The organism is Kribbella orskensis (assembly GCF_004342085.1).
GTDB lineage: Bacteria > Actinomycetota > Actinomycetes > Propionibacteriales > Kribbellaceae > Kribbella > Kribbella orskensis.
The window spans coordinates 30,689-47,233 of the sequence record NZ_SLWM01000010.1 but is presented as its reverse complement, the minus strand read 5'-3'; the positions used below and the strand labels follow the sequence as shown (position 1 = coordinate 47,233).

General features: G+C 67.9%; 12 protein-coding genes and 7 tRNA genes. 8 read left to right on the top strand and 11 right to left on the bottom strand.

Annotation, left to right across the window (positions count from 1 at the left end):
- Positions 1 to 167 precede the first annotated feature (167 nt).
- The 4 genes from EV644_RS25030 to EV644_RS25015 form a co-directional block, all read right to left on the bottom strand.
- A tRNA-Val gene (locus EV644_RS25030) sits at positions 168 to 239 on the bottom strand.
- A gap of 19 nt (positions 240 to 258) precedes the next feature.
- A tRNA-Cys gene (locus tag EV644_RS25025) sits at positions 259 to 329 on the bottom strand.
- Between the two features lie 29 nt (positions 330 to 358).
- Positions 359 to 431 (bottom strand) — tRNA-Gly (locus EV644_RS25020).
- A gap of 254 nt (positions 432 to 685) precedes the next feature.
- Positions 686 to 1,555: a sigma-70 family RNA polymerase sigma factor gene (locus EV644_RS25015; RefSeq protein WP_132191169.1), complete on the bottom strand. Its 870-nt coding sequence runs from the start codon at positions 1,553 to 1,555 to the stop codon at positions 686 to 688.
- A 117-nt stretch (positions 1,556 to 1,672) separates the two neighbouring features.
- Between EV644_RS25015 and EV644_RS25010 the strand changes: the two genes are divergently transcribed.
- Entirely contained in the window at positions 1,673 to 2,128 is a 456-nt protein-coding gene (locus EV644_RS25010) for a pyridoxamine 5'-phosphate oxidase family protein (RefSeq protein ID WP_132191168.1), read from the top strand.
- A 348-nt stretch (positions 2,129 to 2,476) separates the two neighbouring features.
- Here EV644_RS25010 and EV644_RS25005 read toward each other — a convergent pair.
- From EV644_RS25005 to EV644_RS24995, 3 genes are all read right to left on the bottom strand, one after another.
- Positions 2,477 to 2,548: transfer RNA gene (locus tag EV644_RS25005), tRNA-Val, on the bottom strand.
- 19 nt (positions 2,549 to 2,567) lie between these two features.
- A tRNA-Cys gene (locus EV644_RS25000) sits at positions 2,568 to 2,638 on the bottom strand.
- Positions 2,639 to 2,671: 33 nt separating this feature from the next.
- Positions 2,672 to 2,744: transfer RNA gene (locus EV644_RS24995), tRNA-Gly, on the bottom strand.
- A gap of 212 nt (positions 2,745 to 2,956) precedes the next feature.
- On the opposite strand from EV644_RS24995, the gene EV644_RS24990 reads away from it, so the two are divergent.
- Entirely contained in the window at positions 2,957 to 3,775 is an 819-nt protein-coding gene (locus EV644_RS24990; RefSeq protein ID WP_132191167.1) for an aminotransferase class IV, read from the top strand.
- A gap of 124 nt (positions 3,776 to 3,899) precedes the next feature.
- On the opposite strand, the gene EV644_RS24985 is transcribed toward EV644_RS24990, so the two are convergent.
- Complete coding sequence (locus EV644_RS24985) at positions 3,900 to 4,466, bottom strand: CGNR zinc finger domain-containing protein (RefSeq protein ID WP_132191166.1); 567 nt, start codon at positions 4,464 to 4,466, stop codon at positions 3,900 to 3,902.
- Positions 4,467 to 4,592: 126 nt separating this feature from the next.
- Here EV644_RS24985 and EV644_RS24980 point away from each other — a divergent pair.
- Positions 4,593 to 4,664, top strand: a tRNA-Val gene (locus EV644_RS24980).
- A gap of 180 nt (positions 4,665 to 4,844) precedes the next feature.
- Here the strand turns inward: EV644_RS24980 and EV644_RS24975 are convergent.
- From EV644_RS24975 to EV644_RS24965, 3 genes are all read right to left on the bottom strand, one after another.
- Positions 4,845 to 7,214: an arylsulfatase gene (locus tag EV644_RS24975; RefSeq protein ID WP_132191165.1), complete on the bottom strand. Its 2,370-nt coding sequence runs from the start codon at positions 7,212 to 7,214 to the stop codon at positions 4,845 to 4,847.
- A gap of 225 nt (positions 7,215 to 7,439) precedes the next feature.
- Positions 7,440 to 8,240: an alpha/beta fold hydrolase gene (locus tag EV644_RS24970; protein ID WP_132191164.1), complete on the bottom strand. Its 801-nt coding sequence runs from the start codon at positions 8,238 to 8,240 to the stop codon at positions 7,440 to 7,442.
- Between the two features lie 26 nt (positions 8,241 to 8,266).
- Entirely contained in the window at positions 8,267 to 9,754 is a 1,488-nt protein-coding gene (locus EV644_RS24965) for an ArnT family glycosyltransferase (protein ID WP_132191163.1), read from the bottom strand.
- 117 nt (positions 9,755 to 9,871) lie between these two features.
- Between EV644_RS24965 and EV644_RS24960 the strand changes: the two genes are divergently transcribed.
- The 5 genes from EV644_RS24960 (at position 9,872) to EV644_RS24940 (ending at position 16,365) form a co-directional block, all read left to right on the top strand.
- Positions 9,872 to 11,473 carry a LuxR family transcriptional regulator gene (locus EV644_RS24960; RefSeq protein ID WP_132191162.1) on the top strand — a complete coding sequence of 534 codons (1,602 nt, stop codon included), beginning with the start codon at positions 9,872 to 9,874 and terminating at the stop codon, positions 11,471 to 11,473.
- 114 nt (positions 11,474 to 11,587) lie between these two features.
- Positions 11,588 to 12,715 carry a flavin-containing monooxygenase gene (locus tag EV644_RS24955; protein ID WP_132191161.1) on the top strand — a complete coding sequence of 376 codons (1,128 nt, stop codon included), beginning with the start codon at positions 11,588 to 11,590 and terminating at the stop codon, positions 12,713 to 12,715.
- Positions 12,716 to 12,893: 178 nt separating this feature from the next.
- On the top strand, positions 12,894 to 14,024 hold the full coding sequence (locus EV644_RS24950) for a GntR family transcriptional regulator (RefSeq protein ID WP_132191160.1): 1,131 nt from the start codon (positions 12,894 to 12,896) through the stop codon (positions 14,022 to 14,024).
- 86 nt (positions 14,025 to 14,110) lie between these two features.
- The gene (locus EV644_RS24945) at positions 14,111 to 15,703 is read left to right on the top strand and encodes a sensor histidine kinase (protein WP_132191159.1); all 1,593 of its coding nucleotides are present in this window, start codon (positions 14,111 to 14,113) and stop codon (positions 15,701 to 15,703) included.
- The gene (locus tag EV644_RS24940) at positions 15,700 to 16,365 is read left to right on the top strand and encodes a response regulator (RefSeq protein WP_132191158.1); all 666 of its coding nucleotides are present in this window, start codon (positions 15,700 to 15,702) and stop codon (positions 16,363 to 16,365) included. Before EV644_RS24945 ends, EV644_RS24940 begins: the two co-directional genes overlap by 4 nt.
- Positions 16,366 to 16,545 lie beyond the last annotated feature (180 nt).

Below are 16,545 nucleotides of genomic sequence, written 5' to 3'. Positions count from 1 at the left end.
AAGCTGGGAGGCGGCATCAGCCAGAGGGAATAGCCGGGCGACGGCACCAGCCACAGACAAGGGGGTGCGGGTGGCGAAGCCCCCGCTACGCGCGGCGAAGCCGCGCACAAATGACGTAGGCGAGACGGCTCACGCTATCCGTGAGCACACCTCGCCTATCGACTACGTGGACGATACTGGGATCGAACCAGTGACCTCTTCCGTGTCAGGGAAGCGCGCTACCGCTGCGCCAATCGTCCTAGATCAAAAGGGTTTTCGAGGTGGAGACGGGATTCGAACCCGTGTACACGGCTTTGCAGGCCGTTGCCTCGCCTCTCGGCCACTCCACCACAGAGTCTCAGCCTACCGACCTGTTCCGAGCGGACGACCGGGTTCGAACCGGCGACCTCAACCTTGGCAAGGTTGCGCTCTACCAACTGAGCTACGTCCGCATCGCTGCCAGTCGCAGTCCGAACTTCCGGCCCGCTTGGTGCGAGAGCAGAACAGTAGCGCACTTTCCCGGGCTGTGAAAACTCGGTATCCGGGGTGTCGCACGAACTCTTCCGCGGGCGGGAAAAGTGCCACAGACGTCACACCAGCACCACTGCAAACCTGCGTGTCGGACCCGCTCGAACCATCCGCGATCCAGTAATGCGAATGCCTCTGATGCCCGAGTTTCCGGACCCATCGCTGCACCGGCAGCGCACTACTTCTCGATGATCGTGAGCTCTGCCTGCTCCAGGTAGTCGTCGTCGCCGAGCATTTCGATCTCGGCGATCCGGCCTTCGGAGATCGTGAACGCGAACACCACCTGCGGTACGCCGCGATGCGCCCACACAGCACCAGCGAGTCCGTCGACCAGCGCGAGCCTCGCCGCCAGGGCTCGACCCGAGAAGTGCTCGGCGACCGCCGCGGCGCCACGAACGAGCGACGCCGCACCCCGGGCTGCAACCGCCTCGTCCGCCCGCACAACCACCTCGGGATCGAGCATCTCCAGCAATGCCTCGAAATCCCCGCTGCGCGAGGCGGCCAGGAACGCGCTGACGATCTCCCGCTGCCGGCTGGAATCGGCCTCGGGGATGTCCGGATTTCCCTGCACGCGCCGGCGAGCCCGGCTCGCCAACTGCCGCGCGGCGGCGGGGGAACGCCCGACGATCGGCGCGATGTCGTCGAACGGCATCGCGAACATGTCGTGCAGGACGAACGCGAGCCGCTCGGCCGGCGTGAGCGTCTCCAGTACTACGAGCAGAGCGAGCCCGACGGAGTCGGCCTGTACCGCTTCGAGCTCAGGATCCGGTACTTCGTGGTCGGCGAGCACGGGGGAGTGCTCCCCGACGGCCTGCTCGGGGCGCGACCGGCGCAGGCGGAGCATGTCCAGGCAGATCCGCCCGACGACGGTGGTCAGCCAGCCGCCGAGGTTGTCGATCGAGGCCGGGTCGGACCGGCTGAGCCGGATCCACGATTCCTGGACCGCGTCCTCGGCCTCCTGCTGCGATCCGAGCATCCGGTAGGCCACTGCCCGCAGGTGATCCCGGTTCTCCTCGAAACGGGCCGCGAGCCAGTCGTCTTCGCGCATGGCAATCACTCTTTCATCCGGCGACGGTCACACCTTCGGTTCGGCATCCGTCATGGGGGTGACGGAGCGAACCCCGCAGATGTGACACTGCAGAACCACACCCCGAGGAGAGCACTCGTGACAGACCCCGCGCCCCGGAGCCTCGAGGCTCGCCGGCAGGACACCCTGAATCGCCTGGAGACCGACGTCGACGCCTGGGTGTCGACCGCCTCAGCCGACGGTACGCCGTACCTGATGCCCCTGTCGTTCCTCTGGGACAACGGCACCCTCCTGCTCTCCACGGCCAAGAACAACCCCACCAGCCGCAACCTCCAGGCCAACCCCCTGGTGCACCTGTCCATCGGCGAAACCCGAGACGTAGTCCTCATCACCGGCACCGTCGAAGTCCTGAACCCCGAAGCTCTGACCCAGGAAACCGGCGACGCCTTCGCCACCAAGTCCGGCTTCGACCCCAGAGCCCTGAAGAGCCCATACCTGTACTTCCGTGTGACCCCGGACCGCATCCAAGCCTGGCGCGAGGTCAACGAGATCCCGAACCGAGACGTGATGGTCAACGGCACCTGGCTCACCTGATAGGCGAATCACCAGCCAGAAGCCGGCAACACCACCAGCCGCGCCCGTGCAGTTGTGGGGACCGGGGGACGGTTGTGGGGACCTGGGACGAGCTATTTCGTGTCCGAGGTCCCGACTTGGTGTTCGAGCCCCCACCTTGTGCACGAAACCGAGGGCGGGGCGTCCGTCAGCCACAGTAGAAACCCCGGGCGACGGCACCAGCCAGAGGGGATAGCCGGGCGACGGCACCAGCCACAGACAAGGGGGTGCGGGTGGCGAAGCCCCCGCTACGCGCGGCGAAGCCGCGCACAAATGACGTAGGCGAGACGGCTCACGCTATCCGTGAGCACACCTCGCCTATCGACTACGTGGACGATACTGGGATCGAACCAGTGACCTCTTCCGTGTCAGGGAAGCGCGCTACCGCTGCGCCAATCGTCCTAGATCAAAAGGGTTTTCGAGGTGGAGACGGGATTCGAACCCGTGTACACGGCTTTGCAGGCCGTTGCCTCGCCTCTCGGCCACTCCACCAAGTGAGAAAGCTGGCCTGCCGAACCCTCTCCGAGCGGACGACCGGGTTCGAACCGGCGACCTCAACCTTGGCAAGGTTGCGCTCTACCAACTGAGCTACGTCCGCGTTGCGACCGGGTTTTCGTTCCCCTCGGCGCGAGAAGAACATTAGCCCATCCTCGCTGGAGTTCAAAAACGGGGGTCACCTTTCGTCCCACCGATGGTCATCAACCCGTCACGCAACGCCTGCACCACAAGGCCTCCGAGAGCGAGGTGGGCCTGCGGCGACGGATCTGCGGGGTGGCGGCATAGGGTGTCTCCCGGTTGGAAGGAGTACTGATGATCATCTGGCTGAACGGCGCCCTGCGGGACGAGTCGGCTGCCATCTCGCCGCTGGACCACGGGCTGACCACCGGTGACGGGGTCTTCGAGACGCTGAAGATCGTGGACGGGCAACCGTTCGCGGTGAGCAAGCACCTCGACCGGCTGGTCGTCTCGGCCACCGGGCTGGGACTGCCGGCGCCGGACCTGGCGCAGGTGCGCGACGCGATCGCCACTGTCGTGAAGGCGGATCCGGACATCTCGTTCGGCCGCCTGCGGATCACGTACACCGGCGGAGTCTCGCCGCTGTCCTCCGATCGCGGCAAGGCCGGTCCGACGCTGATCGTCGCGTCCCAGGCGATCGAGAAGCCCGCGTCGAGCTCGGCGATCGTGACGGTCCCGTGGGTCCGCAACGAGCGAAGCGCCGTCGCCGGCCTCAAGACAACCTCGTACGCCGAGAACGTCCGCGCGCTCGCGTATGCGAAGGCGCGCGGCGGGAGCGAGGCGATCTTCGCGAACACCGTCGGCAACCTCTGCGAGGGGACCGGCTCGAACATCTTCTGCGTCTTCGACGGCGAACTGGTCACGCCGACCCTCGAGTCGGGCGCCCTCGCCGGAGTCACCCGGAATCTGGTCATCGCCTGGTTCGGCGCGGTTGAGCGGGACGTGCCGCTGAGCCGCCTGGCCGAGGCGGATGAGATCTTCCTCACCTCCACCACCCGCGACGTCCAGGCCATCCACCGGGCCGACGACCGGGACCTGGCCGCCCCGGGCGAAGTCACCGCGGCCGTGGCCAAGGTTTTCGCGGCACGCTCCGCCGAGGACCTCGACCCGTAACCCACCGAAGCGGCGACCGCACCACGAGCGCCCCACGCGGCAGCGCACAGTACGAGATCACCCCGCGGCGCGTAGTACGGCAGCAGTACGCCGAGCGGTGGGGGCGCTCGGCGTACCTGGTCGGCTACTCGCCGGCGGACTTGCGGCGTTCGCGGTAGGCGGCGACGTGCAAGCGGTTGCCGCAGGTCCGGGCGTCGCAGTACCGCTTGGACCGGTTGCGTGACAGGTCGATCAGCGCGTCGTCGCAGTCCGGCGCCTCGCAGCGGCGCAGGCGCTCGCGCTCACCGGCCGAGATCACCTGGGCGAGCGCGATCCCGCACTCGACGGTGATCCGGCAGGTCAGCGACGCGCCGTCCCGGGAGTAGTGGATGTGCCAAGGGTGCCCGTCGTGGTTGGTGAGCCGTGGCGTGGTGGTCCCGCGGGCGACGATCGCGTTGATCATCGCGGCGGCCTCGGCGTCGGAGTCGGTGGTGAAGACCGGGGCGAACAGCGGCCGCAGGTCGCGGACGTCCTGCAGATCGGTGTCCGTCAGGTTCCCGACCGCGCTGAACTCCCGCTCGTGGACGAATTTCTCCAGGTCCTCGAGCGTCTCCATGGTGTCGACCTGGCTACTGGGTCCGGGCAGGGTGTTGACGAGTCGGACCAGCGTGGCGAGCGCGTGCTCGGTGTCGTGCGAGAAAGTCACAGTCATGTCTCCAACGCGACGGGGTCTCCGTCTTGCAGACAGAGTAGCCCGGCCCGATTCGTACGTCGCGGATCAATGCGCTATGGTTTCACCCGCACGGCAACACAGTGCAACATCGAGAACAACAGATCCGGGCGATTGGCGCAGTGGTAGCGCGCTTCGTTCACACCGAAGAGGTCACTGGTTCGAACCCAGTATCGCCCACGGAATCGACAGGCGGCTTGTGCTCACGGACAGCGTGAGCCTGGCCGCTTCCTTATTTTGTGCGGGGGCTTCGCCCCGCCGAGCGGGGGCTTCGCCACCCGCACCCCCTGGAATCTGCACCTCAGAGCGGAACCCGGCACCTGCCGAGTCCCGCTCTCGTCGTTTTCAGCCCTTGTTCGCCTATTGGCGGGCCATGGCGACTTTCAGGTCGGTCTCGCTGTCGGGGATGAGGTCTTCGCCGGAGAGGTCGATCGTCACCCGCTTGAGGGTGCCGGTGAAGGCGAAGTCATCGTGGTAGAAGTCCGGCGCGACGCGGCTGCCGCCGTCGTGACCGCAGGTGAGGCCCTCGGAGCTGAAGATGTTCGGGACCGTGTGCGGCATGTCGACCGCCCCGACGAGCTTGTCGTTGATGTACAGCTGGCCGATCGCGGGTACGCCCTTTCCGACCGTGAAGTCGGGTTTGCCGGTGGGTTCGAACTCGTAGCGCAGGGACGCCTCACCCACGGGCACTTCCGTGTCGGAGCTGATGGTGAAGAAGTCGCGTCCGAGGAAGTTGTAGACGAAGTGCAGCCTGTTGTCCTTCACGAAGAGGGAGTAGCCACCTACTCGGCCACCGTGGGCAACGAGGACGCCCTCGGCGCCGGCCTCGGTGATCTGCACGTCGGCGCTGATGCTGAAGGCCCGGTTGTAGGCCTTCGGCGCTGCGGAGAACGGCACCGGCGATCCCCCGGGGTAGTACACGAAGCGGTCACGTGGCTTGGCGATGGTGGGACGTTCGACGTTGATCCGTTGCAGCATCGAGCCGTCGATCGGCATCACGTTGTACTTGCCCGCCTCGGCCCACCAGCGACCGATCATCTCGACCACCTTGTCGCGGTGGTCGGCCGCCACGTTCCTGGTCTCCGAGTAGTCGGTGGTGAGGTCGTACAGCTCCCAGCTGTTGGCCTCGATGTCGGCGAGCACCTTTGCGTCGATCGGGCTGCCGTAGTGGCGTCCCTTCTGAGCGGCCTCGGTAAAGGTCGGGCCGGGCCAGGGACAGACCGCGCGCCAGCCGTCATGGTAGATGGACCGGTGGCCGAACATTTCGTAGTACTGCGTGTGGTGCAGGGTCGGGGCCTCGGCCTCGTTGAAGGTGTGGGCGAAACTCACGCCTTCGATCGGTGCCTGCGTGACGCCGCGAATCGTGGCCGGCGGTGTGATCCCGAGGGCGTCGAGCACGGTCGGCACCAGGTCGATGATGTGCCCGTACTGGGTGCGGATCTCACCGCGGGCGGTGATCTTGTCGGGCCACGAGATGATGCACGGGTCGGTGGTGCCGCCCCGGTACGTCTCCCGCTTCCAGCGCCGGAACGGCGTGTTGCCGGCGTTGGTCCATCCCCAGGCGTAGTGGTTGAAGACGTTGGGGCCACCCAGCTCGTCGATTCGCCGCAGGTTCTCCTCCATCGACTCCGGAACGTTGTTGAAGAACATCATCTCGTTGAGCGATCCGACCGGTCCGCCCTCCGAGCTCGCGCCGTTGTCGGAGATGAGCAGGAACAAGGTGTTGTCGAGCTCGCCGATCTCCTCCAGGAAACTGACGACCCGTCCGAACTCGTGATCGGTGTAGCTCAGGAACCCGGCGTACACCTCCATCATCCGCGCGAACACCTTCCGCGCATCCTCCGAAAGCGTCTCCCACTCGGGAACGTCGGGGTCGTGCGCGGACAACTCGGTCCCGGCCGGGAGGATGCCCATGGCCAGCTGGCGCTCGTGGACCACCCGGCGGTACTCGTCCCAGCCGCCGTCGAACTTGCCCTTGTACTTGTCGGCCCACTCCTTGGAGACATGGTGCGGCGCGTGGCCGGCTCCGGTGCAGTAGTGCAGGTAGAACGGCTTGTCCGGCGCGTTGACGTGGGCGTCCTGGATGAACTCGATCGCCCTGTCGGCCAGGTCGGCGCTCAGGTGGTAGCCGTCCTCCGGTTGGGCGGGCTGCTCGATCGAGTGGTTGTCGTACACGAGCTCGGGGTACCACTGGTTCGTGTCGCCGCCCAGGAAGCCGTAGAAACGCTCGAACCCTCGGCCGAGCGGCCAACGCTCGTAGGGCCCGGCCGGCGTCTCGTGCTCCGGCGGCGACAGGTGCCACTTGCCGACCAGGAACGTGTTGTAGCCGTGCGGCAGGAGCATCTCGCTCAACATGCCCTTGTCGAACGGCAGGATGGCGTTGTAGCCCGGATACCCGGTGGACGTCTCCGCGATCGTGGCCAACCCCAGGGAATGGTGGTTCCGCCCCGTCAGGATGGCGCCGCGCGAGGGCGAGCAAAGGGCCGTTGTGTGCATGTTGGTGTAGCGCAGCCCGTTGTCGGCGAACCGGTCCAGGACGGGAGTCTCGACCAGACCGCCGAAACTCGACAACTGCCCGAACCCGACGTCGTCGAGCACGAACATCAACACGTTGGGTGCTCCCTCGGGCGCCCGAGGGGGCGTCGGCCAGGCGGGGCTCGACTCATCCGCCGTCCGCCCGATCACCCCTGGAAACGGCTGCCCATCGCTGTAGGTGACTACGTCGCTCATCCGCCGACCCCTCCCGATCCGAAACAAACCGATGTGTGCGCCCGAACGGCAGCCCCCTGCGTGATCTCGACCCGGGTACCCGAAATGGTTCGACCAGGCCAGCCGCACCCTTACACGCGGCCAACAGTTCCAGCCTCGATCAGCCATGTCGTCATCCCGAGTGGGTGAGCCCTCCGCTCTCGTGCGGGCAGGCCTGGACCTACCGGTCAGCTGGGTCAGCGGGCGCTACTGGGCGTGGTCGGGATCGTTGGGTGGCTGGGTCCAGAGGGTCAGGAGGAGGGGGTTCACCTGGTCGGGGCGTTGCTGGTGGGGAGAGTGGTCCGCGCCGGGTATCTGGGTGAACTGGGCGCCGGTTTGGATGGCGACGTACTTCGAGGTCGCGATGAGGGCTTCGCCGGTGGCGGCGCGGTAGTCCGGTGGGGCTGTCTCCCAGGTGCCGGCCAGGACCAGCTTCGGGTAGGACGCGGAGCGGATGGGGTCGAGCGGGACGTCGGCTTCCCAGCAGGGGCGTTCGTGGAGGGCTGTGTGGGCCGCTCGGAGGGCGAACTCGTACGGCGAAGGGATTGGGTGGTCGCCATGGACCACGTGGAGATAGTCCTCCGCCGACATCGACTGCGAGGCGGCACCCATGTAGCGGCGGTTGCCTTCGAGGGCTGTGGCTACGACGGGGACCGAGCTTGCGACGGCAAGCGCTGCCGGCTCGATCAGGGCCAGCGAGGCGACTTTGTCCGGGCAGCGCGCTGCGGCCAGCAGGGCCACCACGCCGCCGTACGAGTGGCCGACCAGGTGGCTGGGCCTGTCCATCAGGGCGATGATGTCGGCAGCGTCGACGTCGTAGTCGCTCATTGCGGTGTCGGGGCTGTTCCCGAAGCCCCTCCGGTCCACGACCAGCAACGGGCGATGCTGAGCCAGCGGCCGCTGCTGCGCGAACGACTGCGACCCCCAGGACAACGTGCCGTGGACCAGGATGACCTGGTCAGCCGAGGCATCACCGTCATCCCACACCGTCACATGTATCGGCAGCATGGCGTCGATCGTAGGTAGGGCTGAGATCAGTAGAACTGGCGGAGGTTGGGCCAGAGTTGGGACCAGGGGGATTTGGGGGAGGCGCAGAGGACGAGGGAGGTGCCTTGTTCCTCGTTGTCGACTCCCTTGCGGTTGTCGACGGTGCCTACCTGGTTGCAGTCGTTGAAGTTGCTCTCGTAGCCGGGGTTGCGTCCGAGTTCGACCAGAAGCACCGGGCCGGTCTGGGTGTCGGCGGGGCGGGACCAGTCGTAGAAGCTCATGTGGCCGGAAGCGGGGGCCGGGAGGCCGTGGGCGGGGCCATACTTCACCAGGGCGCCGGCTTCGCCGTAATTGCCGGCGAAGATGACTGCGCGGGATCGCTGGTCCTCGGGGATCTGCTGCCAGGCATTGGCGACGTCGTCGACGAGTTCGGGCCAGCCGATCTGTTCGCCTTGCTCCTGGTTGACGGGGAGGACGAAGTTGACGGCCGATGCGGGGAGCACCGGCAGGGTGAAGAGCGCCGAGGTGAGGGCGGTGAGGACAAGCCCGACGGCGAGGAAGGTGCGTCGGCGGGTGGCGGTCACCCAGTCGACCGTGGGCTGGCAGCCCGCTGCGACGAGTACCAGCAGCAGCGGCAGGGCGTAGTACGACTTGCCGCCCAGGGCCAGTACGAGGACGCAGAGCACGGGGTACGTCAGGGCGACGGGTTTTGCCCAACGCAGGGCCGGGGTGCGCCAGAGGCGGAGGAAGCCGGCGATCCAGATGGGCACCAGGAACGGTGACAACTGCAGTATCTGCAGGGGGATGAACATGATCCGGTTCTCGGTGCCGTCGTCCTCGCTGATCCCACCGGCGACGGTGAGCTGCGGCCAGTCGTGCGCGGCCTGCCACCACAGGTTCGGGGCGGCGATCGCCGCGGCCACCAGAACGCCGACGACCAGCCACCAGCTCCGCAGTACGGACCGAGGCCCCAGGATCAGTACTGCGATCAGGAGTGCGGCGAGGGGCAGTACGACGAGGTACTTGTTCTGCAGGGCGATGCCGGTCGCCAGGCCGAGGGCGATCCACCAGCGTCCGTCGCCGGTGCGGAGAAGCTTGATCGCGAACAGGCTGATGACCATCCAGGCGAGCAGGTCGTAGGTCGCGGTCGACGCCATGTGACCGACCCCCAGCACGAACCCCGACACCGCGGCACAGACCGCGGCCAGGATCTGCGCGCGCCGCTCGCTGCCGAACTCCCGGGCGATCAGGGCGACGACCACGACGGTGGCGGCGCCGGTGATCGTGGAGATCACCCGCAGGCCCATCGGAGTACTGCCGAAGATCTCCGTCGAGATCCTGGCCAGCAGGGGAGTCAGCGGCGGTTGGTCGACGTAACCCCAGGCCAGGTGGTCGCCGGCGACGAGGAAGTACAACTCGTCCCGATGGAACCCGTAGCGCCCGGAGAGGGCGGTGAGCACAGCGGCCAGGGCAACAGCCACCGCAGCCACAGGAGCAGCAGCGAACGCGGGGACCGCCGGGCGAGTCAGACTCATGCGCGAATGCTGGCAGCACCACAGGGTCCTCGGACAGCTTTGCCCGCCAACTCGTCCGGAACTAGCCGGCAAAGAGCGCTTCACTGGGGCCGGGTGGTGCGGATACTGAGAAGGGTCATGGATCAGGTCGCAGTGGGTCGCGAGTCGTTCATTCGGCAGGAGTGGACGGACTGCTTCCTCGCGCTGTCGGCCGCCGACCGCAACAGTCCGCTCACGGCCGAGGACCTGGAGCGACTGGGCTCTACGGCGCACCTGCTCGGGCGGGAGGCGGAGAGCCTCGATGCTTGGACCCGGGCGTACGGCGCATCGCTGGAGGCGGGTGATTCCGCGCGGGCCGCCAGGTGCGCGCTATGGCTCGGGTTCCAGCTGTTCAACGCCGGAGAGCATGCTCGCGGCGGCGGGTGGCTGGCACGGGCTCAACGGCTGGTGGCTGGCCTGGACTGCGTTGAGGGCGGGTACGTGCTCGCCGCCACAGCGCAGCAGTCGATGGGGCTCGGCGACCCGGCCGGAGGGTACGGCATGTCGCTGGAAGCGGCGCAGGTCGGGCAGCGGTTCGAGGATCCCACCTTGGTCGCCCTGGCGACGCTCGGTCAGGCACAGGCCAGCTGGATGCTCGGCGAGCCCAGCAGGGCGATCGCGCTGCTGGACGAGGTGATGGTCGCGGTCACCGCTGACGAAGTGGCTCCGGTCATCGCGGGGCTCGCGTACTGCGCGGTGATCTGGGCTTGTCAGGAGGCCTTCGACATCCAGCGGGCGCAGGAGTGGACGGCTGCGCTGAGCCAGTGGTGCGAGCTGCGGCCGGACGTGGTCCCGTACCGCGGGCAGTGCCTCGTGCACCGCGCCGAGTTGCTGCAGTTCCACGGTGCCTGGGCCGACGCGATCGAGCAGGCGCAGCGTGCTTCGGAGCGGCTGTCGGATCCACCCGGTCAGGACGCCGTCGGTATGGCGCACTACGTGCTCGCCGAACTGCATCGCCTCCGGGGCGAGTGGACCGAGGCCGAGGATCTCTACCGGCTCGCGAACAAATGCGGTCGGCAACCACATCCCGGGCTCGCTCTGCTCCGGCTCGCCCAAGGGCGCCAGGATGCGGCGGCAACGGGGATCAGGCGAGCGATCGACGAGGCAGCGGACCAGCTGGAGCGAGCGCGGTTGCTTCCCGCGGCCGTGGAGATTGTGCTGGCCGGCGGTGACGCCGCGTCCGGACGCGTATTCGCCGACGAGTTCGCGGGGATCGCCGCTGTGGTGGACAAGCCGTTCCTGCACGCCGTCTCCGCACAGTGCGCCGGTGCCGTTCTCCTTGCTGAAGGCAACGGCCGGGAAGCGCTCACCCACCTGCGGACGGCCTTGACGGGCTGGCAACAACTCGACGCACCGTACGACGCGGCTCGGGTCCGGGTCCTCCTCGCGCTGGCCTGCCGCGAGCTCGGTGATGACGAGGGCTCGGAGCTCGAGCTGGATGCGGCCCGGGAGATCTTCCAACAGCTCGGGGCGGAGCTGTCGGGCCTACCGGCCGTTTCTCCCGGTCATTACGGGCTGAGCGCGCGGGAGATCGAAGTACTGGTGCTGCTCGCGACTGGTGCAACCAACCGCGCGATCGCCGCGAAGCTCGTGATCAGCGAGAAGACCGTCGCCCGGCATGTCAGCAACATCTTCGCCAAGCTCGACCTGACCTCGCGGGCCGCGGCGACGGCCTACGCGTACGAGCACGACCTGGTCTGACCGCGGTGGGCAGGATTACCCATGCCAGCCTGAGCGAATTTGGGTAGTTCGGTCGACGCGGTGGGTGGCGGTTCGCTCCTACGGTCGGTGTCATCCGCACAAGGGGGAGACACCATGAGCAACCAATCGGGCGACCGAGAGCACATCGACACCGTCGTGATCGGGGCAGGGCAGACCGGACTCGCACTCGGCTACCACCTAGCCCGGCGTGGCCAGAGCTTCGTCATCCTGGACGAGAACAGCCGGGTCGGGGACGGCTGGCGCCGACGCTACGACTCGCTGCGCCTGTACACGCCGGCCAAGTACGACGCGTTGCCCGGCGGGCGATTCCCTGCGAAGCCGTTCGAATTCCCCACCGGCAGACAGGTGGCGGACTACCTGGAGGGGTACGTCGCGGAGCACCGGCTGCCGGTGCGACCGCGCGTGTATGTGGACGGCGTTCGCAGGGAGGCCGGTCGGTTCGTGGTGTCCGCGGGGGAGCAGGAGTTCGAGGCAGGCCAGGTTGTCGTGGCGACGGGTGGCCAGCACCTGCCGTACACGCCCGACTTCGCCGCGGAGCTGGATCCGGGCATCCGGCAGCTCCACTCGTCGGAGTACCGGAATCCGTCGCAGCTGCTGCCCTGCGGCGTTCTCCTGGTCGGCGCGAGCCATTCCGGCGCGGACCTCGCCCACGAGATCGTCCGTGCGGGCCACCGCACCACGTTGTGCGGGCCGTCCCGGGGGGAGATCCCGTTCAAGCTCGAGGGAAAGCCGGCCCACCAGATCATGAAGGTGCTCTGGTTCGCCGCCAACCACGTGCTGACCGAGCGGACCCCGATCGGCCGGAAGATGCAGCCCGAAGTACGCAACGAGGGTGGTCCGTTGCTGCGGGTGAAGTCCGCCGATCTGGCCGCGGCCGGCGTGGAGCGCATCGAGGGCAAGATGGCCGGCGTCCGGGACGGGCTGCCGCTGATGGCCGACGGCAAGGTTATGGACGTGGAGAACGTGATCTGGTGCACCGGATTCCGGCGGGACTTCAACTGGATCGAAGGACCAGTTGTCGGCGAGGACGGCTGGCCCGCCCAGCGACGCGGCGTCTCAACGACGATCCCGGGCCTGTATTTCATGGGTCTGCTCTTCCAATACGCATTCGCGTCGATGCTGACCGGAGGCGCCGGCCGCGACGCGAAGTACGTCGCCGACCGGATCGCCGCCAGGACAGCAGACGCGAGGACAACGGCAAGGAAGACAGCCGCCGTGTAGGCCGTCCCGCTGTGGAACCCAGGTTGATGATCGCGCCACCACCGGCCGCACGCATGCCGTCGGTCGCGCTCGCCGATGGACGGTTGATATAGGTCAACATGCCGGAGCCTCCTCTTGCCCTCAGGGGAGCGGGCTGGGACGGTATATCAACCTGTCCCCGCCAGGAAGGCGATCGCCCGTGGCTCTGCTGTACGAACGGATCAGCACGCACGTGCTCGAGGAGATCCGCCGCGGCGCCCTCGGACCTGGTGACCGGGTGCCGTCCGAGATGGAACTCGCCGCGCAGTTCGAGGTCAGCCGGATCACCTCCAAGCGCGCCCTCGAGGTACTGCGGGAGGCCGGGTTGATCGATCGGATCCGCGGCAAGGGCTCGTTCGTGGTCCAGCACCTGCCCGATCTGGACGGGGTGACCGCGCCGCTGAAGGGGTCCCTCCGCCCGGCCCGGCGGAGCCAGCTGCCCGGGTCGATCGCGCTTGTCATACCGGATGTGTCGGAGGCGTACGGGCTGGAGTTGCTCTGCGCGATCGAGGAGCGCTGCGCCGAGCAAGGCGCGAACCTGATCGTACGGCGGACGCGGGGCCGGCAGAGCGACGAGGAACAGGCGGTGACGTCGCTGGTGGGATCCGGCGAGGTGGACGGGCTGATCGTCTTCCCGGTGCACGGCGACTTCTACAACGCGAGCCTGCTGCGGCAGGTGCTCGACGGGTATCCGGTGGTCCTGGTCGACCGGCACCTGTCGGGGATCCCGGTGTCGGCCGTGCACACGGACAACGTCGCGGCCTCCCGGGCGCTGACCGAGCGGCTGCTCGATCTCGGGCACCGGCACATCGCGTTCGTCTCGCCACCGCCGCTCAACACGTCGAGCATCGAGGACCGGCTGGAGGGATTCCGGGCGGCGTTCGCCGAGCGTGAGCCGGGGAACTACCAGGCGCACCAGTTGACGGAGCTGCGCAGTACGCTGCCCGGCTCGTTCACCCCGGAGAGCGTTCTCAGCGATCTCGAGAAGATCCGGGCGTTCCGGGATCGCGTTCCCGAGGTGACCGCGTTCGTCGCCTGCGAGTACAACCTGGCCAGGATGCTGGACCGGGCGCTCGGTCAGCCGCGGGACCAGGTGATCAGCTGCTTCGACTCACCGGGCGACCCGATCTCGGGGGCGCCGTACCTGCACGTCCGGCAGAACCAGCGCGAGATGGGCCGTCAGGCGGTCGACCTGCTGCTCGCCCAGCTCCGCGGCGAGTCGGTGCCGAAGCTCTCGATCGTGCCGTTCGAGGTCGTCGATCCCGCCCCGGTCGATGCCCACCGCAATTGATCACCGCGGCCGATCACCCCGTCGGGCGGCCGATTCCTGACTTTCGGCAGTACGCGGTGGTGCACCGGCCTGTGTAGCGTCGTGCTGTGAACTGGCAGCGTGCTGGAGACCTCGGACTGTGGAGTTCGCTCGCCCTGTTCGTGATCATCGAGAGCGGTGCCCGCAGCGATCCCTACTGGATGCAGGCGATCTTCCTGGCCGTCCTCGCGGCGGCCGTGCTGCTGCGCCGTTCGTGGCCGATCATCGGGCTGAGCCTGGTGATCGCGACCCAGGTGGTGATCATCGCGGTCAGCCTCGACACCACGAACGGGGTCCAGATCGCGCTGATCCCCGCGATCTCCGCGTTGAGTTATCTGTCCGGCCGCCGCGAGACACAACTGCGGCATTTCGTGCTGATGGCGAGCGGTGAGCTGGTCGGACTGCTCGTGCTGGCGTTCCTCTTCCATCCAGAGGTCTCGGCCGGCGAGGTGATCCTCAACTGGCTGGTCATCCTGCTGCTGTCCCTGCTGCTCGTCGTGATGCCGTGGCTGATCGGACGGTACCGCGCCCAGCAGGCGTTGCTCGCCTCGGCGGGCTGGGATCGCGCGGAACGGATCGAGCGTCAGCACCGGCTCGAGATCGACCAGGAGAGACTCAGAGAGCGCTCCCGGATCGCCGAGGACATGCACGACTCGGTCGGTCACGAGCTCAGCCTGATCGCCTTGCGTGCGGCCGCATTGGAGGTCGACACGGACCTCCCCGAACGGCACCGCCGCGCGGCCACGGAACTACGCGAGGCCGCGGCCACGGCGACGGAACGCCTCGGCGAGATCATCGGCGTACTGCGGGACGGCGACGCCGAGGCGCCGGTGATTCCGAGCCAGGAGACGGTGGGGGAGTTGGTCGATCGGGCCGCCGCGTCCGGGCTGGCAGTGCGGCTCGTCCAGGAATTCAGCGGCGAACTCTCGCCGATGGTGGACCGCGCGATCCACCGCGTCGTCCAGGAGTCCCTGACCAACGCCAGCAAGCATGCGCCTGGCGCCGAGGTCACCGTGACGGTCTCCTACCTCGACGATCACGTGCTGGTGCGGATCGTCGACACAGGCGCCACCCGGCCGCTGCCCACCGCGATCCCGTCCACCGGGCGAGGACTTGCCGGGCTGACCGAGCGGGTCCGCCTGGTCGGTGGCACCTTGACGGCCCGGCCACGAGCTACCGATGGCGGCGGCTTCGAGGTGTCCGCGCGGATCCCGCGGACCGGCGGCCGCCCGGAGCCCGAAGTACCGGCCGAGTCGGCCACCGCGGACGAACGAGCCACCGTACGCCGGAACGCGCGGCGCGGGTTGATCACCGTGATCGCGGCACCGGTGCTGCTCGGAGGGGTGGTCGGTGTGGTTGCCCTCGGCTACTACCTGCTGGTCGGCTACAACTCGATCCTGCGGCCGTCGGAGTACGAGCAAGTCCGGCTCGGGCAATCGGTCGCGGAGGTCGAGGCGCTCCTGCCGGCGATGCAGATGCTGGACGCACCCAGTGACAGACTGCCGGCGGCTGACAGTTGGTCCTGCCACTACTACCGGCCGGACGCGCCGTTCTCGACCAACTATGCCTATCGGTTGTGCTTCGCGGACGGCGTACTGGTGGCGAAGGACGTCGTCCAGACGGGTTCGGTCGAGCCGACGGAAGAGGGAACGCCGCGATGATCAGAGTGTTGCTGGCCGACGACGAGGCGATGGTCCGGGCCGGGGTCCGCGCGATCCTCGGCTCGGACGACGTGATCGAGGTCGTTGCCGAGGCAGCCGACGGGCAGGAGGCCGTCGAGGCGGCCCAGCGGCACCGGCCGGACGTCGCGGTACTGGACATCCGGATGCCGCGGCTGGACGGGCTGGCAGCCGGCGCCGAGATCAGGCGGACCGTGCCGGAGACGGCGGTGGTGATGCTGACGACCTTCTCCGAGGACGCGTACATCGCGAAGGCGCTGGGCGACGGGGCGAGCGGATTCCTGCTGAAGTCGGGGGATCCGCGGGAGTTGATCGCGGGGCTGAAGGCTGTCGCCGACGGTGCCGCCTATCTGTCCCCGAAGATCGCCCAGCGGGTGATCGCGGAGCTCGGCGCGGGCTCCGGAGGTGGACGGATGTCGCGGGCCGCGGCGGCCAAGGAGCAGGTCGACGCGCTCACTCCCCGGGAGCTGGAAGTGCTCTCGCTGGTCGGGGCCGGGTTGTCGAACGCGGAGATCGCGCGGCGGCTGTTCCTGGTCGAGGGAACGGTCAAGGCGTACGTGAGTGCGATCCTGACCCGGCTCCAGGTGAAGAACCGGGTGCAGGCCGCGATCGTCGCCTACGAAGCCGGCCTGGTCACGCACTGATGGCCTGGGAGCACCCGCTGGCCGGTTGCTGTCAGTCATGGGCCGGTCGTCCGGCAGGCAGGATTCCGGTGACCGGACGACGCTCCGGCGGGTGACGTCGCGTGGACACCGGGTCATGGGATAGTGGTGCCTTCCCGGGCGGAGTGTGCCTGGGATGTATCCAGCAAACCCCAGGGGAGC

What these genes read in the sequence shown, in the direction of transcription:
- EV644_RS25015 (WP_132191169.1), bottom strand. Translation starts at nt 1,555, where the DNA reads ATGCGCGAAGACGACTGGCTCGCGGCCCGTTTCGAGGAGAACCGGGAT.
- EV644_RS24990 (WP_132191167.1), top strand. Translation starts at nt 2,957, where the DNA reads ATGATCATCTGGCTGAACGGCGCCCTGCGGGACGAGTCGGCTGCCATC.
- EV644_RS24985 (WP_132191166.1), bottom strand. Translation starts at nt 4,466, where the DNA reads ATGACTGTGACTTTCTCGCACGACACCGAGCACGCGCTCGCCACGCTG.
- EV644_RS24975 (WP_132191165.1), bottom strand. Translation starts at nt 7,214, where the DNA reads ATGAGCGACGTAGTCACCTACAGCGATGGGCAGCCGTTTCCAGGGGTG.
- EV644_RS24970 (WP_132191164.1), bottom strand. Translation starts at nt 8,240, where the DNA reads ATGCTGCCGATACATGTGACGGTGTGGGATGACGGTGATGCCTCGGCT.
- EV644_RS24965 (WP_132191163.1), bottom strand. Translation starts at nt 9,754, where the DNA reads ATGAGTCTGACTCGCCCGGCGGTCCCCGCGTTCGCTGCTGCTCCTGTG.
- EV644_RS24960 (WP_132191162.1), top strand. Translation starts at nt 9,872, where the DNA reads ATGGATCAGGTCGCAGTGGGTCGCGAGTCGTTCATTCGGCAGGAGTGG.
- EV644_RS24955 (WP_132191161.1), top strand. Translation starts at nt 11,588, where the DNA reads ATGAGCAACCAATCGGGCGACCGAGAGCACATCGACACCGTCGTGATC.
- EV644_RS24940 (WP_132191158.1), top strand. Translation starts at nt 15,700, where the DNA reads ATGATCAGAGTGTTGCTGGCCGACGACGAGGCGATGGTCCGGGCCGGG.